Raw genomic sequence first — 23,588 nt, 5'->3', positions numbered from 1 at the left:
GATTGCTCATTAGGAATACTGATGTTCGACTACAAACTGCTGTCTGCCCTGGCGGCCATTGTCGAGCAGGCCGGATTCGAGCGTGCCGCCCAGGTGCTGGGACTGTCGCAGTCGGCCATCTCCCAGCGGATCAAGCTTTTGGAAGCGCGTGTCGGCCAGCCCGTGCTGGTACGTGTCACACCGCCGGTGCCCACCGAAATCGGCCGACGCTTGCTCAACCATGTGCAACAGGTTCGTTTGCTTGAACGCGACCTGCAAAGCCTGGTCCCGGCGCTGGACGAGGCCGGGTTGCCGGAGCGCCTGCGAATTGCCCTGAACGCCGACAGCCTGGCTACCTGGTGGGCCGGTGCGGTGGGGGCGTTCTGTGCCGAGCGGCAGTTGCTGTTGGACCTGGTGGTGGAAGACCAGAACGTCGGCCTCAAGCGCATGCGCGCCGGGGAGGTGGCGGCCTGCGTCTGCGCCAGCGAACGGCCGGTGGCCGGCGCTCGCAGCGTATTGCTCGGGGCGATGCGCTACCGGGCGCTTGCCAGCCCTGCGTTCGTCGCCCGGCACTTCCCCGGCGGGGTGCACGCCGATCAGTTGGCTCGCACGCCGGCCCTGGTGTTCGGCCCGGATGATTTCCTGCAACACCGTTACCTGGCTTCCCTCGGTATCGAGGGCGGTTTCGAGCACCATCTGTGCCCGTCGTCCGAAGGTTTCATCCGTCTCGCTGAAGCGGGGCTTGGCTGGGGACTGGTGCCGGAACTGCAAGTGCGCGAGCAACTGGCGCGGGGCGTGCTGGTGGAGTTGTTGCCTGACAAGCCGATTGATGTGCCGCTGTACTGGCATCATTGGCGCAATGGCGGACAGTTGCTCGGTCTGTTGACCGACCAACTGATTCAGGCGTCCCGGCAGTGGCTGGTGCCGTTGGCCTGACTCACAGCGTCAGGATTAGACGAAGTATGCAAAACCCTAGCAATCGGAGCACTACATGAAGATTCTGGTCACCGGCGCAAGCGGCTTCATCGGCGGACGCTTCGCGCGTTTCGCCCTTGAGCAGGGCCTGGATGTACGGGTCAACGGCCGTCGGGCCGAAAGCGTCGAGCATCTGGTGCGGCGTGGCGCCGAGTTCATCCAGGGCGACCTCAGCGAGTCGATGCTGGCCGTCGATCTGTGTCGCGATATCGATGCCGTGGTGCATTGCGCCGGCTCGGTGGGGCTTTGGGGGCGCTATCAGGACTTTCACCAGGGCAACGTCCAGCTCACCGAAAACATCGTCGAGGCGTGCCTCAAGCAAAAGGTCCGGCGATTGGTGCACCTCTCCTCACCGTCGATCTATTTTGATGGCCGTGACCACTTGGGACTGACCGAAGAGCAGGTGCCCAAACGTTTCAAGCATCCCTACGCCGCCACCAAGTACCTGGCCGAACAGAAGGTCTTCGGCGCCCAGGAGTTCGGCCTGGAGGTGTTGGCGCTGCGGCCGCGCTTCGTCACTGGCGCCGGTGACATGAGCATTTTTCCGCGCTTGCTCAAGATGCAGCGCAAAGGGCGACTGGCGATTGTCGGCAACGGCTTGAACAAGGTCGATTTCACCAGCATGCAGAACCTCAACGAAGCACTGCTCAGCAGCCTGCTGGCCACCGGTTCGGCCCTGGGCAAGGCCTACAACATCAGTAACGGGGCGCCCGTTCCGTTGTGGGACGTAGTCAATTATGTAATGCGGCAGATGGAAGTCCCGCAAGTCAGGCGTTACCGCTCCTACGGGCTGGCCTACAGCGTGGCGGCCATGAACGAAGGATTCTGCGCATTATGGCCGGGGCGCCCGGAGCCGACGTTGTCGCGCCTTGGCATGCAGGTGATGAACAGGAATTTCACCCTGGACATCGGTCGGGCCCGGCATTATCTCGATTACGATCCGCAAGTCAGCCTGTGGGCCGCGCTCGATGAATTTTGCGCCTGGTGGCGCGTCCAATATGCCCGCTGATCGCCCCGTCATGAACCGAGTGCCCGGTTCGGGGTCAATGGGTGCGGTGGGCGAGGGGGTTATACTCGCCGCATCGAGTCACTACCGATTTCCCAAAGGTTGAACCCATGCCCACGCGTAACGATGCCAACGACGACTTCGACGATGTACCGAGCCTGCGGATGCGGGCGGACATTCCCGATGACGATGACTTCCTGACCAACCGCCAGCCCCACGTGCAAGCGCGTCCGGCGCCTGTTGCGGCGGCCAGGGTAAAGGCACCGAGCACCGGGCCGTTGTGGGCATTGGTCGGTGCCTTGTTGTGCGCCTTGGCGTTTCTCGCGTGGTGGAGTTTCCAGCAGATTTCCCTGATGGAGCAGCAACTGGTGGCCACCCAGGAAAGCTTCGCGCGGATCAGTGAGGATGCCGCGGGCCGCCTGCAGGACATTTCCGGCAAAGTGGTTGCCGGGCAGTCCAACGTGATGAGCGACAGTGAAGCCTTGAAATTGCAGATCAAGCAGTTGGACAGCAAGCTGCAGGAGCAGGGCCGGCAATTCGACGGCAAGTTGATGGAGCAGTACAAGCAGCTGCAAGGCGCGTTCGGCCCGTCCGCCGACCTGGACAAGCAACTGGCCCAGATGATCGCCCAGGATTCCGAGCAGCAGAACGCCTACACCCAGCTGCAAGCGGCCAACACCCAGCTCCAGGCCCAGGTCAAGGCGTTGGCGGCCGAGGTTGCAACCTTGAAGAACCAAGGCGAGGGCGGCGCGCTGGATGCCCAGCTCAAGAGCATCGGTGCCGACATCACGGCCTTGAAAAGAGCCACCTCGAACTCGGCCATCGAACGCCTGGAGCAGGACATGATCGTGCTCAAGAGTCAGCAGGAGAACCGCTCGGGCGGCAATAACGCCGAGTTCGATGCGTTCCGCGGCCAGGTCACGCGCAACATCAATACCCTGCAATCGCAGATCCAGTACCTGCAACAGCAACTGAGCAATCGGGCCCAGTGACTCTGTGGGAGCGAGCTTGCTCGCGATGGCGGCCTCAATGCACCGGACCGGGTGCCTGATAATCCGCTATCGCGAGCAAGCTCGCTCCCACAGTGTGGACTTCAGCGGACCCTCAACCATCTCCTGAATACTCCAACATCACCCCACCCCGTCTACGCTCTTGGAACACCAACAAGAACGAGGGGCATGCCCATGGGGTTTATTCGAAGGCTGGCCTGGCTGGCGGCAATGCTGGCGCTGGGGCTGAACCACGCACAGGCCGCTACGCCGGATGACGGCCAGGCGGCTCGGGCGCTGTTGGAAAGGGCCCTGGCCTACTATGACGATTACGGCGACTATGCGTTCGCCGCCTTCAGCCGCCAAGGCGAATTCGTCGACAAGGACCGCTACGTGTTTGTGGTCGACACCCAAGGGGTAATGCTCGCCAGCGGCGGTCCATCGTCGGCGCTGATCGGGCGAGACGTGTCCGAGGTGTTGGGGCCGGATCTGCGCAAGGCGTTCAAGGATGCGTTGAAGACCCCGGAAGCCAGCGGCATCCAGCAGGCCGAGTATCGCTGGCAGAACTGGGCGGACGGCAAGGTCGAGCGCAAGCGTGTGTATTTCCAGCGGGTCGGCGAGCGGATCCTCGCGGTTGGCTATTACTTGCCAAGGGCCTCTGCCGATCAGGCCAGGGCGCTACTGGACAAGGCTTCGGCGGACTTGCTGAAGAGTGAGAAAGCGACGCTGACGGCGATCAATTCCCTCAAGGGTGGTTACCTTCAGGATGACCTGTACGTCTTTGTCGTTGATCTCGATACCCGCCGTTATGTCGGTCATGGCACCACTCTGCGTTTGATCAATACCGATTTTGCCAAGGTCAAGGATCCGGCTGGCAAACCGGTGGGTGAGCCGATCCTGGCCATGATGGGCAAGCAGGATGCGGGGGAATATGAGTATCGCTGGAAGAATCCGGTCACGGGGAGGGTCGAGAACAAGCATGCCTATTTGAAGAAGGCTGGGCATTTGTTGGTGGCTGTGGGGTATTACAGTCCTTGATTTCTGGGGTTCTGGGGTTCTGGGGTTCTGGGCTACTGGGTTTTGGGTGTATATCCGTTTCTGCGGTAACGGCTAGTTATGGTTCCGCTTTTACAGCGGGTCACTTTCAAAAAGCCCGGAAGCCGGCCCAGTCGAAAGTAACTCGCCGTAAGGGCGAAACCCTAAGTGGTCATAACCGAAAAAAAGGATATGTACGCAGAAAGCCCCGGGGAATCACCCCGCCACCAACACCCGAATCGCCTCCAGCCGCAACGCAGCCTTCTCCAGCATCGCCAACCCTTGCTCACGCTGCTGGCGCAAAGCCTCCAGTTCGCTGTCGCGCACGGTAGGGTTCACCGCTTGCAAAGCGGTCAAGCGGGCCAGTTCCTCTTCGGTATCGGCCGCCAGACGGCGTTGCGCCTCGGCCACGCGTTCGGCGTGACGCGGGGCGATCTTCTCTTCGCCGGCGTTGATCCGTGGCGATAGCTGGTCGCGCTGGGCCTGGATGAACTTGTTGGCGCTGGCGCGGGGCACGCTTTCGAGCTGGTCGTTGAGGGTTTCGAACGATACCCGGCCCGCCAGGTCATTGCCGTTGGCATCCAGCAGGCAGCGCAGGGCGGCCGGTGGCAGGTAGCGGCCCAACTGCAGCGAGCGCGGGGCGACCACTTCGCTGACATAGAGCAGTTCCAGCAACACGGTGCCAGGCTTGAGCGCCTTGTTCTTGATCAGCGCCACGGCGGTGTTGCCCATGGAGCCGGACAGCACCAGGTCCATGCCGCCTTGCACCATCGGGTGCTCCCAGGTGATGAATTGCATGTCTTCACGAGACAGCGCCTGGTTGCGGTCATAGGTGATGGTCACGCCTTCGTCGTCGCCCAGGGGGAAACTGGCGTCGAGCATTTTTTCGCTCGGCTTGAGGATCAGTGCGTTATCGGAATGGTCCTCGCTGTCGATACCGAAGGCGTCGAACAGGGTTTCCATATAGATCGGCAGGGCGAACTGGTCGTCCTGTTCAAGGATGGCCTCCACCAACGCGTCGCCTTCGCCCGCACCGCCGGAGTTGAGCTCCAGCAGACGGTCGCGACCGGTGTGCAGCTCGGCCTCCAGGCGTTCGCGTTCGGCGCGCGCCTCGTCGATCAATGCCTGCCACTCGCCGTCGTCGGCTTCTTCCAGCAACGGCAGCAGGCGTGGGCCGAACTGATGTTGCAAGGCGTTGCCGGTCGGGCAGGTGTTGAGGAAAGCATTCAGCGCTTCGTGATACCACTGGAACAGCCGCGCCTGCGGGCTGGTTTCCAGGTACGGCACATGCAGCTCGATGGTGTGTTTCTGGCCGATCCGGTCCAGGCGGCCGATCCGCTGTTCCAAAAGGTCCGGGTGCGCCGGCAGGTCGAACAGCACCAGGTGATGGGCGAACTGGAAGTTACGACCCTCACTGCCGATTTCCGAGCAGATCAGCACCTGGGCACCGAACTCTTCGTCGGCGAAGTAGGCCGCCGCGCGGTCGCGCTCAAGGATGTTCATGCCTTCATGGAACACCGTGGCCGGGATGCCGGAGCGCACGCGCAGGGCGTCTTCCAGGTCCATCGCGGTTTCGGCGTGGGCGCAGATCACCAGGACCTTGGTGCGCTTGAGCATCTTCAACTGATCGATCAGCCACTCGACGCGCGGGTCGAATTTCCACCAGCGTTCTTCTTCGCTGGCGTCCGGCTGAGCCTGGAAGCTGACTTCCGGATACAGCTCGGCATGTTCGCCCAGCGGCAGTTCCAGGTATTCGTCAGGGCACGGCAGCGGATAGGCGTGCAGCTTGCGCTCGGGGAAACCCTGGACGGCAGCGCGGGTGTTACGGAACAGCACGCGGCCGGTGCCATGGCGGTCCAGCAGTTCGCGAACCAGGCGGGCGCTGGCTTCGATATCGCCATCGTTGACGGCGGTCAGCAGCGCTTCGCCTTCATTGCCCAGGAAACCATGGATGGTCTGGTGGGCCTCGGGCGACAAGCGTCCCTTGTCCAGCAGCTCCTGAACGGCTTCGGCCACCGGGCGATAGTTCTCGCTTTCGGCACGGAAGGCCTGCAGATCGTGGAAGCGGTTCGGGTCCAGCAGGCGCAGGCGAGCGAAGTGGCTGTCCTGGCCCAGTTGTTCCGGGGTGGCGGTCAGCAGCAGCACGCCAGGGATGGTCTCGGCCAACTGTTCGACCAGTGCGTATTGCGGGCTGACCTGGTCTTCGTGCCACACCAGGTGGTGCGCTTCGTCGACCACCATCAGGTCCCAGCCGGCGGCGAACAGCGCGTCCTGGGCCTTTTCGTCCTCTACCAGCCACTCCAGCGCGACCAGCGCCAGTTGAGTGTCCTCGAACGGGTTGCTGGCATCACTTTCGATAAAGCGTTCTTCGTCGAACAGTGCGACCTGCAGGTTGAAGCGCCGGCGCATCTCCACCAGCCACTGGTGCTGCAGGTTTTCCGGGACCAGGATCAGGATGCGACTGGCGCGGCCGGAAAGCAGCTGCCGATGGATGATCAAGCCGGCTTCGATGGTCTTGCCCAGGCCCACTTCGTCCGCCAGCAATACCCGTGGCGCAATGCGGTCGGCGACTTCGCGGGCAATATGCAACTGGTGAGCGATCGGTTGGGCACGCACGCCACCCAGGCCCCAGAGCGGCGACTGCAGTTGGCGGCTGGTGTGTTCCAGCGTGTGGTAGCGCAGGGAGAACCAGGCCAGCGGATCGATCTGCCCGGCGAACAGGCGATCGCTGGCGAGGCGGAACTGGATGAAGTTCGACAGTTGGGTTTCCGGCAGCGTGACGACTTCGTTCTGCCCGTTGAGGCCGTGGTAGACCAGCAGCCCGTCGACGTCATCGACTTCGCGCACGGTCATTTTCCAGCCTTCGAAGTGAGTGATCACGTCGCCTGGGGAAAACCGCACGCGGGTGAGGGGCGCATTCCGTAGCGCGTACTGGCGAGTGTCGCCAGTGGCCGGGTAGAGCACGGTCAACAAGCGGCCGTCCTGTGCCAGAACGGTGCCCAAACCCAGCTCGGCTTCGCTGTCACTGATCCAGCGTTGCCCCGGTTGATACTGCTGCGCCATGCTGCCTGACTCCCGCCGTGAAAAAGCCGGCTATCTTAACGGAATGACGCGTCAGACCAAAGGATTTACGCACGTAACCAGCGCTCGTGACGGCTTGCCCATCAACCTGCCCAACGGAACTTAAGCGTGTTCCGCGATCAAACAAGCTTGTGTCCTCGCCCCGCGTAATGCCAACCAGCTCACAAGTTTCAGACCAGCGGTTCAAGCTGTCCTCGCCGCCGCCGACAACCTGAAGACAGGAGACCTTTATGTTGCCACCCATGCTCCCCTTGAGCGCCGTACCCATCACCGCTCAGCAGGATCCGATCCGCCCGCGACCGGACATTCCTCCCGTGGTCCCGGTACAACAAAGCTCCAGCGAAAGCACCATCGACCTGCAAAAGGGTGACCCGGAGGAGGCCGCTCTGTTGCTGCGCGAGGAGCAGCGTCGCCAGCAGGAGCGCAACCGGCGCCGCCGCGAAGCCGACGAGGATCCCGAAGAGCATCTGGCTGTCCCGGGCACGGAACTGAACGCCGACAACACCGTGCCGGTCGTTCCGCTCGTCGAAGGCGAAGAGCGCCAGGGCCTGTGGGTGGATATCCAGATCTGAGGTCTCGTCGACGTCGCTGGCTGGTCAACGCAACCGGTAACCCGCATCATGAGCGCATCCGCCACTCACCGTACGATGTCGACACAGCATGAGCCAAGAAGACAAACTGATTGATCTCGGTGCGGAGCGCGCAAAGCGCGTTCACGACCTCAACGAAAAACGCCTCAATGAAGTGCGCCAGGCCTTCGAGCAGGCCATGCCCTTGGGCAAGCCGAAGAAAAAACCGAAAAACAAACCGAAAAAGCGCTGAACCCCCTCGATCCATTGATATGGATCAGTTATCGCCCTTCCTTTGCGCTCCGTCGCGAGCGTTATTGACCCCGGTCAATTTTTCCCCAGGCCTGATTGGTTAACTTGATCCCATCGCAACAGGGGCAAGACCAGGAGGCCAGTCATGTTTATCGATAATGTGGTGTTTGCCGGTGTGTTGACGGTCGGCCTCATGTTCGTGTTTTTCGCAGGGTTTGGATTATTCATCTGGAAAGACGCACACAAGCGCAAAAAGCCGTAGGTCTTTCCGGCGACAACGAGCACGCAAGGCATTTGGGCGACTTCGGTCGCCCTTTTTTTTGGGGCGAATTTCCAGACCAATACAAAACCACAAGCGAGCTTGCTCGCGAAGGCGGAGTATCAGTCATCCACCCAGTGGCTGATACTCCACTTTCGCGAGCAGGCTCGCTCCCACAAGTTGTTCAATGTCAGGGCATAAAAAAAGGTGCGAACCGCAAGGAACGCACCTTTTTCACGAGCCGCTGAAACTCAGCTGCCGATGGCCTTCGACGCCAGCCAGAACAGTGCCGCCGACAGGCCCACCGTGGCTGGCAGGGTCAGCACCCAGGCCAGCAGGATGGTCTGAACCGTGCCGCCCTGCAGGCCGCTCTTGTTGGCCACCATCGTGCCCGCCACGCCGGAAGACAGCACGTGGGTGGTGGAAACCGGCAGGCTGAAGATATTCGCCGCGCCGATCATGCAGGCCGTGGTGATCTGCGCCGACATGCCTTGGGCGTAGGTCATGCCTTGCTTGCCGATCTTCTCGCCGATGGTCAGTACCACGCGCTTCCAGCCGACCATGGTGCCTAGGCCGAGTGCCAGGGCAACCGCGAGGATTACCCAGAACGGGGCGTATTCGGTGGTCGCGGTCAGGTCCTTGCGCAGCTTGTTCAGGTCGTCTTTTTCACGGGCTGCCAAGCCAGGCAACTTGCCGACCTTTTTCGCCGTGTCGTCCAGGCAAAGCAGGTAGCGGCGCACTTCGATGCGGCTTTCCGACGGCAGCGAGTGGTAATCCGCCACGCCTTTGAGGGTGTCGAGCAGCGCATTGATGGTCGGTTCGGTCTGCTGCGGGTTGCAGCGGAATTTCTCCGGCAGGTCGCCTTCGACACTCTTGCCCAAGGCCAGGAATTCACCCAGCGACTCGTTGTTGCGCTTGTAGAACTGGCTAAGGTGCAACGTCGCGTCGCGGGTGCGCTCGATCTGGTAGGTAGTGCTGTTCAGGTCGAGTACGAACTGTGCGGGTACGATACCGATCAGCACCAGCATAATCAGGCCGATGCCTTTCTGGCCATCGTTGGAACCGTGGACGAAGCTGACGGCCATGGCGGAAATCACCAGTACCAGGCGATTCCAGAACGGCGGGTGTTTCTTGTCGTCGATCTTGCGGCGCTGTTCCGGCGTCTTGTGCATCTTCGACAGCGGGCGCCACCATTTCAGGCTGAGCAACACCAGGGCCGCGATCAGGAAGCCGGCCATCGGCGAGAACACCAGGGAGGCGCCGATATCGATCGCTTTCTGCCAGTTCACCCCGTCGGCCAACGGAATATCGTTGATCAGCGCATTGGCCAGGCCCACGCCGAGGATCGAGCCGATCAGCGTATGGGAACTGGACGCCGGGATACCGAAGTACCACGTGCCGAGGTTCCAGGTGATGGCCGCCGCGAGCAGCGAGAACACCATGGCCAAGCCGTGTCCGGTGTTCACATTGATCAGCAGCTCCACGGGCAACAGGTGAACGATGGCATACGCCACCCCCACGCCACCCAGCAGTACGCCGAGGAAATTGAACACACCGGAAAAGAACACCGCCAGGTGAGGCGGCATGGCTTTGGTGTAGATAACAGTGGCAACCGCGTTAGCGGTGTCATGAAAGCCGTTGATGAACTCGAAGGCGAGGACAAAAGCCAGGGCGAGCAAGAGGCTCACGAGCACCCAAGCATCCAGTCCGCTGAATAAATCGATCATGAAGGTTTTCTGACCCGGTCATAAGGGGGCGCGATTATGCCAGAAAACCTCGCTAATCGATGCATCGCCTGCTCATCGGTAACATTCTTCAACGAAATAACCGGCAGCAAGCCGCGCCGGCCTGGGTTTTGAATGGGCTGCGCAACCCTTTGATTTCAGGATGAAAAGGCCGGCAGGCAAGGTTCTGCGCATGGCGCGAGGGGGCTGGGGCGGGCGCTTGAAATATCTGAAAAAAGAAATCAGCGGTGAATGTCCGCCGACCGATGGCGGAGAGAATGACAGCCCGCTTTTGGCGGGCCCTCGCTACCGGTGCCCGACCGGGGTGTGACCGGACACGCTACGGACTCAAGCCCGGAAAATCATTCTTCCTCGGCCTTGAGTTCTTTTTCCATCTTTTGCAGTTCCTGGCTGAACGCCTGGTCCTGAACAGTGGCGCGTTTGCGCCAGGGCTTGCGTTCCGGTTCAGGTTGCGCGGCGTAGGTGGTGATTTCTCCGCCGTAAACTTCCTTGTAACGTTGTTCCTGGCGCTCAAGTTCCGCGCGCAGTTCGTCTTTCGTCACATGATTACCTAATGAATTGAAATTGATCTGGTGATACGCACTGCATGTACGCGATGCAGACGGCCACGGCACCAGAGCTGATAGCTGACGTAGCATCAGGGTTTTGCATATTGCCGATACGGGAGACGCGGCCAGGGTGCTTCGCAGCACCGGCTGCCGACACAATCAACTGCTGTGCCCGTGGACGGAGTCGATCCATTGGCCGATCCGCCACTGCCGCGCATTATAGCGGTCCGCCGCAATAACACTAGCAAAGTTAAAGTACCGGGTTACCGCTGTGAATCAATATTGCATAAGTGTTGCTAGTTGTGCGGCGCGTATCACAAGTGTCGATATCCTGACGTCATTTTCATATGACAAGTTCATTATTCTTTGTCGTTGTCAAAGTTCGCCCTCTAGGAGGCTTGCTGGAAAATCGCAAAAACATCAAGACTGGCAGGCGCCTGCTGATTGCGATTATCGACCGCCGGTTCGATAATCGCACGGTGTTGATGGGTCGACACTTGTCTGTCCGACGGGCAGCCGCTTGTAATAGCCGTCATTCCGGGAGAACCAGAGATGAACGACCAATTGCGCAACGCCTTCACTTCAGTAGCGCCGCCGATCGTCGCTTCGCCGGCCAAGCGGATCCAGGCCCTGACCGGTGACCCGGACTTCATGACCTCGCTGGCCCGTGGACTGGCGGTGGTCCAGGCATTCCAGGAGCGCAAGCGGCACCTGACCATCGCCCAGATCAGCCACCGCACCGAAATTCCCCGCGCGGCGGTGAGGCGTTGCCTGCACACGTTGATCAAGCTCGGCTACGCCACCACCGATGGACGGACTTATTCGCTGTTGCCCAAGGTGCTGACCCTGGGCCATGCCTATCTGTCATCGACACCGCTGGCGGTTTCTGCCCAACCGTACCTGGACCGCATGAGCGAACAGCTGCACGAGGCCTGCAACATGGCGACGCTCGAAGGCGATGACATCCTTTACATCGCCCGGTCGGCCACGACTCAAAGGCTGATTTCGGTGGACCTGTCCGTCGGTGGCCGCCTGCCTGCCTATTGCACGTCGATGGGCCGGATCCTGCTGGCGGCACTGGATGACGCGTCGCTGCGCGATTATCTCGAGCATGCCGACCTGCAGGCCAAGACCAGTCGCACCCTGCACACGCCCGAGGCGTTGCTCGAATGCCTGCAACAGGTCCGGCAGCAGGGTTGGTGCATCGTCGATCAGGAACTGGAACAGGGCCTGCGCTCGATTGCCGTGCCGGTATACGATGCTTCGGGCCAGGTGGTGGCAGCCTTGAACGTCAGCACCCATGCCGGACGGGTCAGCCGCAATGAGCTGGAACAGCGCTTTTTGCCTGGCCTGCTCGGGGCCAGCCGGGACCTGAGCGCGCAGCTGTTCACTTAAGCTGTTCGATAAACGCACACACTCCGCTTCGGTGAATTGACGGTATTTGCCCGGGCTCATTAATGTCGCGCAGCGTCATCTGGCGTTTCTTGCGTGGAATAAAAATAAAATGAACCAGCCCCAGACCTCCGTAGGCACCTGCCTCGATGTGCAGTCCTTCATCAATGCCCAGCCCATTTCTCGTTACCAATGGCGAGTGGTCATTCTTTGTTTCCTGATCGTTTTCCTCGATGGCCTCGACACCGCGGCCATGGGATTCATCGCCCCGGCGCTTTCCCAGGATTGGGGCATCAATCGGGCCAGCCTTGGCCCGGTGATGAGCGCCGCACTGATCGGCATGGTATTCGGCGCACTGGGTTCCGGCCCTTTGGCTGACCGTTTCGGACGAAAAATCGTATTGGTGGGGGCGGTCGTGTTGTTCGGCGCTTTCAGCCTGGCCTCGGCCTTCTGTACCAACGTCGACCAACTGCTGGTGCTGCGTTTCCTGACCGGCCTGGGATTGGGGGCCGGGATGCCGAATGCCACGACCTTGCTCTCGGAATACACCCCGGAACGCAAGAAGTCGCTGCTGGTCACCAGCATGTTCTGCGGCTTCAACCTGGGCATGGCCGGCGGCGGTTTCATCTCCGCCAAGCTGATACCGGCGTTCGGCTGGCACAGCTTGCTGCTGATCGGCGGCGTGCTGCCGTTGATCCTGGCGGTGGTGCTGGTGTTCTGGCTGCCGGAGTCGGCGCGTTACCTGGTGGTGCGTAACCGTGGCACCGACAAGGTACGCAAGACCCTGGCGCCGATCGACCCGCCGACCATCGCCCAGGCGGCCAGCTTCAGCGTGCCTGAACAAAAGACCGTAAAAGCGCGCAATGTGCTGGCGGTGATCTTTTCCGGTACCTACAGCGCCGGCACCTTGTTGTTGTGGCTGACGTATTTCATGGGGCTGGTGATCGTCTATCTGCTGACCAGTTGGCTGCCGACCCTGATGCGCGACAGCGGCGCGAGCATGGAGCAGGCGGCGTTCATCGGCGCGTTGTTTCAGTTCGGCGGCGTGTTGAGCGCAGTCGGGGTGGGTTGGGCGATGGACCGCTTCAATCCGCACAAGGTCATCGGCATTTTCTACCTGATGGCCGGGGTATTTGCCTACGCAGTGGGGCAGAGCCTGGGCAACATTACCTTGCTCGCCACCCTGGTGCTGGTGGCCGGCATGTGCGTCAACGGCGCGCAATCGGCAATGCCGTCCCTGGCGGCGCGCTTCTACCCAACCCAGGGCCGGGCCACCGGGGTGTCGTGGATGCTGGGTATCGGCCGGTTCGGCGCGATTCTTGGCGCGTGGATGGGCGCGACGTTGTTGGGGTTGGGCTGGAACTTCGAACAGGTCCTGACCGCGCTGGTGATTCCAGCGGCATTGGCGACCGCGGCGGTCGTTATCAAAGGCATGGTCAGCCATGCGGATGCGACCTGAGCCAGCGGCATTTTTGCTCAAATCCCTGTGGGAGCGAGCTTGCTCGCGATAGCGGTGGCTCATTCAACATCTATGCAAGTTGACACGACGCCATCGCGAGCAAGCTCGCTCCCACAGGGGGCTTTATGAACTTGAGTAAATCGATAGCTACGCAACAATCTGTTCGATAAACGAACACTCTGTCGATTATCGGATTGTTTGGCATTTTTCCCCGGCTTAATCTTCAGTCACCCAGGCGCTGGACCTCGCGCCTTTTTTTCATGTCGGTCTACTGGATAACGGGAGCCTGCCCCATGGCTGAAATCCTTTCGCTGCACGACGCGGTGAAGCAGTTCGTCAACGACGGCGACACCGTCGCGCTCGAAGGCTTCACGCACCTGATCCCGACGGCGGCGGGTCATGAAATCATTCGTCAGGGCAAGAAGGACCTGACCCTGGTGCGCATGACGCCTGACCTGATCTACGACCAGTTGATCGGCGCCGGTTGTGCTCGCAAACTGATTTTTTCCTGGGGCGGCAATCCTGGCGTGGGTTCCTTGCACCGGCTGCGCGATGCGGTCGAAAAACAATGGCCGCATCCGCTGGAGATCGAGGAGCACAGCCACGCCGACCTGGCCAATGCCTACGTTGCCGGCGCCTCCGGCCTGCCGTTCGCGGTACTTCGGGCCTACGCCGGCTCCGACCTGCCGAAGGTCAATCCGCTGATCAAGAGCGTCACCTGTCCCTTCACCGGGGAAGTGCTTGCCGCCGTGCCGTCGGTGCGGCCGGACGTTACCGTGATCCACGCACAGAAGGCCGACCGCAAGGGCAACGTGTTGCTGTGGGGCATCCTCGGTGTGCAGAAAGAAGCGGCCCTGGCGGCCAAGCGTTGCATCGTCACCGTGGAAGAAATCGTCGACGACCTGAATGCCCCGATGAATGCTTGCGTGCTGCCAACCTGGGCCTTGAGCGCGGTGTGTCACGTACCGGGTGGCGCGCATCCGTCCTACGCTCACGGCTACACCGAGCGTGACAATCGTTTCTACCAGGCGTGGGATCCTATCGCCCGGGACCGTGAGACATTTACCGCATGGATTGACGAGTACATCCATGGCACCAGGGACTTCAGTGAATTCCAGGCCCGGCTGGCGGCCGCTTCGCAGGTGAAACCATGACTTATTCCACCAATGAAATGATGACCGTCGCCGCGGCCCGTCGGCTGAAGAACAACGCCGTGTGTTTCGTTGGCATCGGCCTGCCGTCGAAAGCGGCCAACCTGGCGCGGCTGACTTCGTCGCCTGATGTCGTCCTGATCTACGAGTCCGGTCCGATCGGCGCCAAGCCCAGCGTATTGCCGCTGTCCATCGGCGACGGCGAACTGGCGGAAACCGCGGACACCGTCGTACCCACCGGTGAGATTTTTCGCTACTGGCTGCAGGGCGGGCGTATCGACGTCGGCTTCCTCGGCGCGGCCCAGGTGGACCGGTTCGGCAACATCAACACCACCGTGGTCGGCGATTATCATCAGCCGAAAGTCCGCTTGCCGGGTGCCGGTGGCGCGCCGGAAATCGCCGGCTCGGCGAAAAGTGTGTTGATCATCCTCAAGCAATCGGCGCGTTCGTTTGTCGACAAGCTGGATTTCATCACCTCGGTCGGTCACGGCGAAGGCGGTGATTCGCGCAAGCGCCTGGGCCTGCCGGGCGCCGGCCCCGTAGGGATCATCACTGACCTGTGCATCATGGAACCGGAAGCCGGCAGCCATGAGTTCGTGGTCACTTCGCTGCACCCCGGGGTGACCCGCGAGCAAGTGATTGCCGCCACTGGCTGGGCGATCCGTTTCGCCGACCACGTGCAGACCACCGCCGAACCGACCGAGGTCGAGTTGCGCGCATTGCGCGCCCTTGAGGCCCGTACCGCTGCGGCCCACGGCCAGACTCCAGGAGAAGCCTGAATGCGCGACGTTTTTATCTGTGACGCGATTCGAACCCCCATCGGCCGGTTCGGCGGCAGCCTCTCCGCGGTGCGTGCCGATGACCTGGCGGCCGTGCCGATCAAGGCGCTGATGGAACGCAACCCATCGGTGGACTGGCGCGCGGTGGACGAAGTGTTCCTCGGCTGCGCCAACCAGGCCGGTGAAGACAACCGCAACGTCGCGCGCATGGCCTTGTTGCTGGCCGGTCTGCCGGAGAGCATCCCCGGCGTGACCGTCAACCGCCTCTGCGCCTCGGGCATGGACGCCATCGGCACGGCGTTCCGCGCCATTGCCAGCGGCGAAATGGAGCTGGCCATCGCTGGCGGCGTCGAATCGATGTCCCGCGCGCCGTTCGTGATGGGCAAGGCCGATGCGGCGTTCTCGCGCAACATGAAGCTGGAGGACACGACCATTGGTTGGCGCTTCATCAACCCGCTGATGAAAGCCCAGTACGGCGTTGATGCAATGCCGCAGACCGCTGATAACGTGGCGGATGACTACGCGGTGTCCCGCGCAGATCAAGACGCCTTTGCCGTGCGCAGCCAGCAGCGTGCGGCGGCGGCCCAGGCGGCGGGATTTTTTGCCGAAGAAATCGTGCCGGTTCGCATCGCCCACAAAAAGGGCGAAACCGTGGTCGAGCAGGACGAGCATCCACGCGCCGACACCACGTTGGAAACCTTGGGCCGACTCAAACCGGTCAACGGCCCCGACAAGACCGTGACCGCCGGCAACGCCTCGGGCGTGAATGACGGGGCGGCGGCGCTGATCCTCGCGTCCGCCGAAGCGGTGAAGAAACACGGCCTGACTCCCAGGGCCAGAGTGCTGGGCATGGCCAGCGCCGGCGTCGCGCCACGGGTGATGGGCATCGGCCCGGTGCCGGCGGTGCGCAAACTGACTGAGCGCCTGGGCCTGGCGGTCGCCGATTTTGACGTGATCGAGCTTAACGAAGCCTTTGCCAGCCAGGGCCTGGCGGTGCTGCGCGAGCTTGGGCTGGCGGACGATGCACCGCAGGTCAATCCGAACGGTGGCGCCATTGCCTTGGGCCATCCACTGGGCATGAGCGGGGCGCGGCTGGTAATGACAGCGCTGCATCATCTGGAAAAGACCGGCGGCAAGAAAGGCCTGGCGACCATGTGCGTTGGCGTCGGCCAAGGCCTGGCACTGGCTATCGAACGCGTCTGACGGGTCGTCCTACCAATAAGAAACCGAGGAATGCTGCATGACTGACAAGCCTGGTTACCGTCGCCCTCAAGCGGGCACTCAGCCGGAGTATCTGCACCCGCCGTACCAGTCCACCAACCTGCGCTCGCCGTCAAAGCCGTTGGTGTACCTGCCCCATTCATTGTCGGAAATCACCGGGCCGACCGTAGGTGCTGATCGTCTTCAGGAGAAGGACCATGACCTGACCGCCCAGCATGCCGGTGAGCCGCTGGGTGAACGGATCATCATTCACGGGCGCGTGCTCGATGAGCACGGCGAGCCGGTGCCGGGCATCCTGATCGAGATCTGGCAGGCCAACGCCGCCGGTCGCTACAACCACGACCGTGACAACCACGATGCGCCGCTGGACCCGAACTTCACCGGCACCGGTCGCACCGTGACCGATGCCGATGGCGGGTATCAGTTCCAGACCATCAAGCCCGGCGCCTATCCGTGGGGCAACCACCACAACGCCTGGCGCCCGGCGCATATCCATTTTTCATTGTTCGGGCCGAGCATCCTGACGCGCCTGGTCACGCAGATGTATTTCCCCGGTGATCCGTTGCTGGAATACGACCCGATCTACAACTGCGTGCCGGACACCCGTGCCAAGGAACGCTTGATCGCCAGCTTCGACCTGGAAAAAACCATTCCTCACTACGCCCTCGGTTATCGCTGGGACATCGTCTTGCGCGGCCGCGAAGCCACGCCGATGGAGAAATAAGATGACGCTCAACGCCACTACGTCCCATACCGTCGGGCCTTACTACCACATCGGCCTGACGTGGCTGAATCGCGAAGACCTGACCGACGCCCAGACGCTCGGCCAGCGGGTGGCGATCACCGGGCAAGTGATCGACGGCAACGGCCAGTTCGTCAACGACGCCATGCTGGAAGTCTGGCAAGCCAACGCCGCCGGTAAATACGCTCACCCGGAAGACGATCAGGACAAACCGCTGGACCCGCATTTCGACGGTTTCGGCCGGGTGCCGGTGGATGCCGAAGGGCGGTTCCGCTTCACCACCATCAAGCCGGGCACCGTGCCGGGGTTGGGCGGTACGACCCAGGCGCCGCATCTTGTCGTGCTGGTATTCGCTCGCGGGTTGGTCAAGCACCTGTTGACGCGCATCTATTTCGCCGACGAACCCGCCAACGAAGCTGATCCACTGCTGGCCTGCGTACCCGAGGAGCGTCGCGACACCATCGTGGCCAGGCCCGATGCATCGGGTGTTTACCAGTGGAACGTGATTCTCCAGGGCACGGATGCCGAGACAGTGTTCTTCGATTACTGATTGAAAACCCCCGTGGCGAGGGAGCTTGCTCCCGCTGGCTTGCGCAGCAAGCCCATGGCAGGCGACGCGGTGTATCAAAGCAGCGCGCAGCCTGGTTTTGCGACTGCTACGCAGCCGAGCGGGAGCAAGCTCCCTCGCCACGGGAGGCAAGACTGTGGAACGGGAGTGTTACGAAGTATGTCTAGACTTCGTCAGTCCCCAACGAGTGATTAACCCATGACCACCCCAATCAGCCACTACACCGGCGAAGAACGCAGCAAGCGCATCTTCGCCATCGTCGGTGCCTCATCCGGCAACCTGGTCGAATGGTTCGACTTCTACGTCTATGCGTTCTGCGCGATTTATTTCGCCCCGGCGTTTTTCCCATCGGACAATCCGACGGTGCAACTGGTCAACACGGCGGGGGTATTCGCCGCCGGGTTCCTGATGCGGCCCATTGGCGGCTGGATTTTCGGCCGGGTAGCGGACCGTCACGGGCGCAAGAATTCAATGATGATCTCGGTGATGATGATGTGCTTCGGCTCGTTGCTCATCGCCTGCCTGCCCACCTACAAGGACATCGGCGTCTGGGCGCCGGTGCTGCTGCTGTTCGCTCGCCTGCTGCAAGGCCTGTCGGTGGGCGGCGAGTACGGCACGACCGCGACCTACATGAGCGAAGTCGCCCTCAAGGGGCAACGCGGCTTTTTTGCCTCGTTCCAGTACGTGACGCTGATCGGCGGACAGCTTTTGGCGGTGTCGCTGGTGGTGATCCTGCAGCAGTTTCTCAGCGAAGACGAACTGCGCGCTTACGGTTGGCGAATCCCGTTCGTGGTGGGCGCCGCCGCCGCGTTGATTTCCCTGTTCCTGCGCCGGTCCCTGAAGGAAACCTCCAGCAAGGAAATGCGCGAAAACAAGGACGCCGGCAGCATCGCTGCGCTGTTTCGCGACCACAAGGCCGCGTTCATCACCGTGCTGGGCTACACCGCCGGCGGTTCGCTGATTTTCTACACCTTCACCACTTACATGCAGAAGTACCTGGTGAACACCGCCGGCCTGCATGCCAAGACCGCCAGTTACATCATGACCGGCGCGCTGTTTCTCTACATGTGCATGCAACCGCTGTTCGGCATGCTCGCGGACAAGATTGGCCGGCGTAACTCCATGCTCTGGTTCGGCGGGCTGGGGGCGTTGTGCACCGTGCCGATTCTGCTGACGCTAAAAAGCACCAGCAACCCGTTCCTGGCGTTTGTCCTGATCACCTTCGCCTTGGCGATCGTCAGCTTCTACACCTCCATCAGTGGCCTGGTGAAAGCCGAAATGTTTCCACCAGAAGTGCGGGCGCTGGGAGTAGGGTTGGCCTACGCGGTGGCGAACGCGATTTTTGGCGGTTCGGCCGAGTACGTTGCCTTGAGCCTGAAAGCCCAAGGTATGGAAAACGCCTTTTATTGGTATGTCACGGTGATGATGGTCGTTGCGTTCCTGTTCAGCCTGCGGCTGCCAAAACAACCGGCGTATTTGCACCACGATCTTTAAGGCTTGGTTGATTCATTGTGGCGAGGGGATTCATCCCCGTTGGGGTGCGAAGCGCCCCTGATCCGCAACTCGGTGTGTCAGGCAGATCGAGTCGACTGTTTGGGGCTGCTGTGCAGCCCAGCGGGGATAAATCCCCTCGCCACAGGAATATCTGGCCATAGAGGCTTCCCATTTTTCGAAGGACTGTTTATGAGCGAACGACCGGGCAATCAGCTGTTCGATGCCTACTTCACCGCCCGCGACATGCGCGAAGTGTTCTGCGATGCGGGGCGTGTGCAGGCGATGCTCGACTTTGAGGCGGCGCTGGCCCGGGCCGAGGCGCGGGTTGGGCTGATCCCCCAGGAGGCGGTGGCGCCGATCGGGAATGCCTGTCGCGCTCAGCTGTACGACTTTTCGGCGTTGAGCGAAGCGATTGCCAGCGCCGGCAATTCGGCGATCCCGCTGGTCAAGGCGTTGGGCAAGCGCATCGCTGCCGAGAGCGCCGAGGCCGAGCGCTACGTGCACTTGGGCGCAACCAGCCAGGACGTGATGGACAGTGGCTTGGTGCTGCAACTGCGCCAGGCGCTCGGACTGATCGAAGGTGAACTGGCGCAACTGGCCGTCACCCTGGCTCGACAAGCCGAACGTTACGCCGCCACGCCGCTGGCCGGGCGCACCTGGCTGCAACACGCCACGCCGGTCACCCTGGGGATGAAAATCGCCGGCTGGCTGGGGGCCGTCACGCGCAGTCGCCAGCGCCTGCGGGAGCTCAAGCCACGCCTGTTGGTGCTGCAATTTGGCGGCGCCTCCGGGACTCTCGCCGCCCTGGGGGAACAGGCGCTGCCGGTGGCCGAAGCCTTGGCCGCCGAGCTGCAACTGAACCTGCCGGAGCAGCCTTGGCACACCCAGCGCGATCGCTTGGTGGAGTTCGGCGCGGTGCTGGGCTTGATCGCCGGCAGCCTGGGCAAACTGGGGCGCGACGTCAGCCTGTTGATGCAGACCGAGGCAGGCGAGGCGTTCGAACCGTCGGCACCGGGCAAAGGCGGTTCGTCGACCATGCCCCACAAGCGCAACCCGGTGGGCGCGGCGGTGTTGATCGGCGCTGCGACGCGCGTCCCCGGTCTGTTGTCGACGCTGTTCAGCGCCATGCCTCAGGAACATGAGCGCAGCCTCGGCCTGTGGCATGCCGAATGGGAAACCCTGCCGGACATCTGCTGCCTGGTGTCCGGTGCGCTGCAACAGGCGCGACTGCTGGCCGAAGGGCTGGAAGTGGATGCGACGCGCATGGCCCGCAACCTGGAACTGACCCAAGGGCTGGTGCTGGCCGAAGCCGTCAGCATCGTCCTGGCCCAGCGGGTTGGTCGCGACACCGCGCATCATCTGCTGGAGCAATGCTGCAAGCGCGCGGTGGCCGAACAACGGCATTTGCGCGAGGTGCTGGGGGAAGAAGCCCAGGTCACCGCGCAGTTATCCGCGACCGAGCTTGATCATCTGCTCGACCCGGCCCACTACCTCGGACAAGCCCAGGCCTGGGTTGCCCGAGCGGTGGCCGAACACCTTGCCTTGAATGCCTGAAAGGAGATTGTTGTGGGATTGGTCAAACTCGCCGAGGGCGATCTGAACTATTGTTTTGATGAGCGGCGATTGGACGGGCCGCAAGACGCCCCGGTGCTGGTGCTCTCCAACTCCCTGGGCACCGATTTGCATATGTGGGACGAGCAGGTCGCGGCGTTCAGCGAACACTTTCGGGTCTTGCGTTTCGACACCCGTGGTCACGGCCGGTCGCTGGTCACCGAGGGCCCCTACAGCATCGAACAGCTGGGCCGCGACGTGCTGGCGATGCTTGATGCGCTGGACATCGACAAGGTGCATTTCTGCGGCCTGTCCATGGGTGGCCTGATCGGCCAGTGGCTGGGAATCAACGCCGGCGAGCGCCTGCACAAACTGGTGGTGTGCAACACCGCCGCGAAGATTGGCGACCCTTCGATGTGGAACCCGCGCATCGAAACCGTGCTGCGTGATGGCAAGGCGGCGATGATAGCGTTGCGTGATGCGTCGATTGCCCGCTGGTTCACGCCGGATTTCGCCAAGGCCCATCCGGCGACGGCGGAAAAAATTACCGACATGCTGGCGGCGACCTCGCCCCAAGGCTATGCGGCCAACTGCGCCGCAGTGCGCGATGCCGATTTCCGTGAGCAGCTATCGCTGATCCGTGTGCCATTGCTGGTGATCGCTGGCACCGAAGATGCCGTGACGCCGCCAGCGGGCGGACGGTTTATCCAAGAGCGGGTCGAGGGCGCCGAATACGCCGAGTTTCATGCCGCGCACTTGTCCAACGTCCAGGCCGGCGCCGCGTTCAGCGCGCGGGTATTGGATTTCCTGCTTGATACTGGCCGCGCCTGAGGAGTTTTTTGTGGACGAGAAACAACGTTACGACGAAGGCATGCAAGTACGCCGCGCGGTGCTGGGCGATGCCCACGTCGACCGCAGCCTCAATGCACTGACCGAATTCAACAGCGAATTCCAGGAGATGATCACCCGCCACGCCTGGGGCGACATCTGGACCCGCCCGGGCCTGCCGCGCCATACCCGCAGCCTGATCACCATCGCCATGCTGATCGGCATGAACCGCAACGAAGAACTCAAGCTGCACCTGCGCGCCGCCGCCAATAATGGCGTGAGCCGCAGCGAGATCAAGGAAGTGATCATGCAGAGCGCCATCTACTGCGGCATCCCGGCGGCCAATGCCACCTTCCACCTGGCCGAATCCGTCTGGGATGAACTGGGCACCGAATCACGAACCTGACTTCATCGCTGTGGGAGCGAGCCCACTCGCGAAGGCGGTAGGTCAGCTCGCATCGATGTTGGATGTGATGATGCCTTCGCGAGCAGGCTCGCTCCCACAATGAATTTATGTCGTATGCAAATTCGATGACCACCGAAGATCCGGTGTGGGAGCGAGCCTGCTCGCGAAAGCGGTGGATCAGCCGACATCCATCCCAACTGACCCTCCGCTTCGGCTTCACAACAAGCTGATCGGATAGCTGACGATCAACCGGTTCTCATCGAACTCATTGGTATTGAAGTCCCGGCGCATCGTCGAGTTGCGCCATTTCACGTTGAGACTCTTCAGCGCACCGCTCTGCACGGTATAAGCCAGCTCAGTCTCGCGGCCCCATTCCTTGCCATCGTCGACCGTGGCGGTGTGCACGTTGTCACCACTGATGTAGCGGTTCATCAGGGTCAGGCCCGGCACGCCGACGGCGGCGAAGTTGAAGTCGTGGCGCAACTGCCAGGATTTTTCCTTGGCGTTATCGTAGCTGGAGTTGTAGCTGTCGTTCGCCAGAGTGCCGCCGCTGGTGCCGTTGACGCGCATCCAGGCGTCATCGCCGCCGACTTTCTGCAGGCCGACATAGAAGGTGTTGCCACCGTATTTGGCCGAGAGCATGGCGAACGCGGTCTTGTTGTCGAGATCGCCGGCCAGGGCGCTGCCGTCTTCCTTGCCGATGAAGTAGCCAAGGTTGGCGCCGAGGGTCCAGTCGCCCATGGGTTGGCTGTGGGTCAGGTTGAAATATTGCTGCTGGTAGATGTCGGACAGTTCCGCGTACCAGACGCCGACCTGGGTGCGTTTTTCGTTGAAGGCATATTCGCCGCCGCCGAAATTGAAACGGTCGGAAGTGAAGGCGCTGCGGCCGTTCATCGACATGTCTTCCATGCTCGCGTCGTTACGCGGGCTGTTGCCACGGAACTGACCGCCATAGAGGCTCAGGCCGTTGATCTCGGTGGAGGTGACCTGGCCGCCCTGGAAGGTTTGCGGCAGGGAGCGGCCATCGTCGGAACGCAGGATCGGCAGCACCGGCATCCACTCGCCGACTTTCAATTCAGTCTTCGAGACCTTGGCCTTGAGGGCCACGCCCAAACGGCCGAAGTCATCGGCCGGGCGACCGTCATCGTGCACCGGCAGCAACTGGGTACCGGCGGTGCCGCGACCGCCGTCGAGCTTGACCGAGTACAGGCCGAGCACGTCCACGCCGAAACCGACTGTGCCTTGGGTGAAACCGGACTTGGCGTCGAGGATGAAGCTTTGAGTCCATTCCTCGGCCTTGCCTTGGGCGTTGTCCGGGTTGGTGAAGTTGCGGTTGAAGTAGAAGTTACGCAGGTTCAGCGTGGCCTTGGCGTCCTCGACGAACCCCGATTCCGCTGACAACACCGGCAGTGCTACGCCGGACAGCGCGACGGCAATGAGGCTGGGGAAAACTTGCTGTGTGGGTTTCATGGGCGTGTCTCTTGTTTTTCTGTGGACGAAGCGAGTCGTTGCCGCAACTTTGGGGTGCAGGCGGTACGGTGGGGCTGGACGTTGAAGTG

General features: G+C 61.8%; 22 protein-coding genes. 18 read left to right on the top strand and 4 right to left on the bottom strand.

Annotated elements, in window-relative coordinates:
- Positions 1-15 precede the first annotated feature (15 nt).
- The 4 genes from PSH78_RS20045 to PSH78_RS20030 all read left to right on the top strand — a co-directional run bounded on the left by PSH78_RS20045 (position 16) and on the right by PSH78_RS20030 (position 3,987).
- Positions 16-915: a LysR family transcriptional regulator ArgP gene (locus PSH78_RS20045; RefSeq protein ID WP_305501332.1), complete on the top strand. Its 900-nt coding sequence runs from the start codon at positions 16-18 to the stop codon at positions 913-915.
- 55 nt (positions 916-970) lie between these two features.
- The gene (locus PSH78_RS20040; RefSeq protein ID WP_305496288.1) at positions 971-1,963 is read left to right on the top strand and encodes an NAD(P)-dependent oxidoreductase; all 993 of its coding nucleotides are present in this window, start codon (positions 971-973) and stop codon (positions 1,961-1,963) included.
- 107 nt (positions 1,964-2,070) lie between these two features.
- Positions 2,071-2,952: an ATPase gene (locus PSH78_RS20035; protein ID WP_305496287.1), complete on the top strand. Its 882-nt coding sequence runs from the start codon at positions 2,071-2,073 to the stop codon at positions 2,950-2,952.
- Between the two features lie 192 nt (positions 2,953-3,144).
- Positions 3,145-3,987, top strand: a complete 843-nt coding sequence (locus PSH78_RS20030) for a cache domain-containing protein (RefSeq protein WP_305496286.1) — start codon at positions 3,145-3,147, stop codon at positions 3,985-3,987.
- A gap of 213 nt (positions 3,988-4,200) precedes the next feature.
- On the opposite strand, the gene rapA is transcribed toward PSH78_RS20030, so the two are convergent.
- Positions 4,201-7,047, bottom strand: a complete 2,847-nt coding sequence (rapA, locus tag PSH78_RS20025) for an RNA polymerase-associated protein RapA (RefSeq protein ID WP_305496285.1) — start codon at positions 7,045-7,047, stop codon at positions 4,201-4,203.
- Positions 7,048-7,295: 248 nt separating this feature from the next.
- On the opposite strand from rapA, the gene PSH78_RS20020 reads away from it, so the two are divergent.
- The 3 genes from PSH78_RS20020 to ccoM all read left to right on the top strand — a co-directional run bounded on the left by PSH78_RS20020 (position 7,296) and on the right by ccoM (position 8,148).
- Positions 7,296-7,637: an aspartate-semialdehyde dehydrogenase gene (locus tag PSH78_RS20020; protein ID WP_305496284.1), complete on the top strand. Its 342-nt coding sequence runs from the start codon at positions 7,296-7,298 to the stop codon at positions 7,635-7,637.
- Positions 7,638-7,725: 88 nt separating this feature from the next.
- Positions 7,726-7,887: a hypothetical protein gene (locus tag PSH78_RS20015; RefSeq protein ID WP_305496283.1), complete on the top strand. Its 162-nt coding sequence runs from the start codon at positions 7,726-7,728 to the stop codon at positions 7,885-7,887.
- Between the two features lie 144 nt (positions 7,888-8,031).
- Positions 8,032-8,148 carry a cytochrome c oxidase subunit CcoM gene (gene ccoM / locus PSH78_RS20010; RefSeq protein WP_030139315.1) on the top strand — a complete coding sequence of 39 codons (117 nt, stop codon included), beginning with the start codon at positions 8,032-8,034 and terminating at the stop codon, positions 8,146-8,148.
- Positions 8,149-8,396: 248 nt separating this feature from the next.
- Here ccoM and PSH78_RS20005 read toward each other — a convergent pair whose 3' ends face one another.
- Both PSH78_RS20005 and PSH78_RS20000 read right to left on the bottom strand, forming a co-directional pair.
- Complete coding sequence (locus PSH78_RS20005) at positions 8,397-9,872, bottom strand: inorganic phosphate transporter (RefSeq protein WP_305496282.1); 1,476 nt, start codon at positions 9,870-9,872, stop codon at positions 8,397-8,399.
- A 359-nt stretch (positions 9,873-10,231) separates the two neighbouring features.
- Positions 10,232-10,432, bottom strand: coding sequence for a hypothetical protein (locus PSH78_RS20000; protein ID WP_305496281.1), 201 nt, complete (start codon positions 10,430-10,432; stop codon positions 10,232-10,234).
- Positions 10,433-10,990: 558 nt separating this feature from the next.
- Here PSH78_RS20000 and pcaR point away from each other — a divergent pair.
- The 11 genes from pcaR to pcaC all read left to right on the top strand — a co-directional run bounded on the left by pcaR (position 10,991) and on the right by pcaC (position 22,029).
- A complete protein-coding gene (gene pcaR / locus PSH78_RS19995; protein ID WP_305496280.1) occupies positions 10,991-11,833 on the top strand; it encodes a pca regulon transcriptional regulator PcaR in 843 nt (280 codons plus the stop codon).
- A 109-nt stretch (positions 11,834-11,942) separates the two neighbouring features.
- A complete protein-coding gene (locus PSH78_RS19990; RefSeq protein ID WP_305496279.1) occupies positions 11,943-13,289 on the top strand; it encodes an MFS transporter in 1,347 nt (448 codons plus the stop codon).
- Positions 13,290-13,582: 293 nt separating this feature from the next.
- On the top strand, positions 13,583-14,443 hold the full coding sequence (locus PSH78_RS19985) for a CoA transferase subunit A (protein ID WP_305496278.1): 861 nt from the start codon (positions 13,583-13,585) through the stop codon (positions 14,441-14,443).
- A complete protein-coding gene (locus PSH78_RS19980) occupies positions 14,440-15,219 on the top strand; it encodes a CoA-transferase subunit beta (protein WP_305496277.1) in 780 nt (259 codons plus the stop codon). The genes PSH78_RS19985 and PSH78_RS19980 overlap by 4 nt, the downstream gene beginning before the upstream one ends.
- Positions 15,220-16,422, top strand: a complete 1,203-nt coding sequence (pcaF, locus tag PSH78_RS19975; RefSeq protein WP_305496276.1) for a 3-oxoadipyl-CoA thiolase — start codon at positions 15,220-15,222, stop codon at positions 16,420-16,422.
- Between the two features lie 37 nt (positions 16,423-16,459).
- Entirely contained in the window at positions 16,460-17,164 is a 705-nt protein-coding gene (gene pcaH, locus PSH78_RS19970; protein ID WP_305496275.1) for a protocatechuate 3,4-dioxygenase subunit beta, read from the top strand.
- A gap of 1 nt (position 17,165) precedes the next feature.
- Positions 17,166-17,732 carry a protocatechuate 3,4-dioxygenase subunit alpha gene (gene pcaG, locus PSH78_RS19965; RefSeq protein ID WP_305496274.1) on the top strand — a complete coding sequence of 189 codons (567 nt, stop codon included), beginning with the start codon at positions 17,166-17,168 and terminating at the stop codon, positions 17,730-17,732.
- Positions 17,733-17,948: 216 nt separating this feature from the next.
- Entirely contained in the window at positions 17,949-19,244 is a 1,296-nt protein-coding gene (locus PSH78_RS19960; protein ID WP_305496273.1) for an MFS family transporter, read from the top strand.
- 189 nt (positions 19,245-19,433) lie between these two features.
- Complete coding sequence (locus PSH78_RS19955) at positions 19,434-20,798, top strand: 3-carboxy-cis,cis-muconate cycloisomerase (protein WP_305496272.1); 1,365 nt, start codon at positions 19,434-19,436, stop codon at positions 20,796-20,798.
- A gap of 12 nt (positions 20,799-20,810) precedes the next feature.
- Positions 20,811-21,626, top strand: coding sequence for a 3-oxoadipate enol-lactonase (pcaD, locus tag PSH78_RS19950; protein ID WP_305496271.1), 816 nt, complete (start codon positions 20,811-20,813; stop codon positions 21,624-21,626).
- Between the two features lie 10 nt (positions 21,627-21,636).
- Positions 21,637-22,029: a 4-carboxymuconolactone decarboxylase gene (gene pcaC, locus PSH78_RS19945; protein WP_305496270.1), complete on the top strand. Its 393-nt coding sequence runs from the start codon at positions 21,637-21,639 to the stop codon at positions 22,027-22,029.
- Positions 22,030-22,245: 216 nt separating this feature from the next.
- Here the strand turns inward: pcaC and PSH78_RS19940 are convergent, their stop codons facing one another.
- Positions 22,246-23,499: an OprD family porin gene (locus tag PSH78_RS19940; protein ID WP_305496269.1), complete on the bottom strand. Its 1,254-nt coding sequence runs from the start codon at positions 23,497-23,499 to the stop codon at positions 22,246-22,248.
- Positions 23,500-23,588: the final 89 nt, after the last annotated feature.

Source organism: Pseudomonas sp. FP198 (assembly GCF_030687895.1).
Taxonomy (GTDB): Bacteria; Pseudomonadota; Gammaproteobacteria; order Pseudomonadales; family Pseudomonadaceae; genus Aquipseudomonas.
This window is presented reverse-complemented; position numbering and strand designations above follow the sequence as displayed.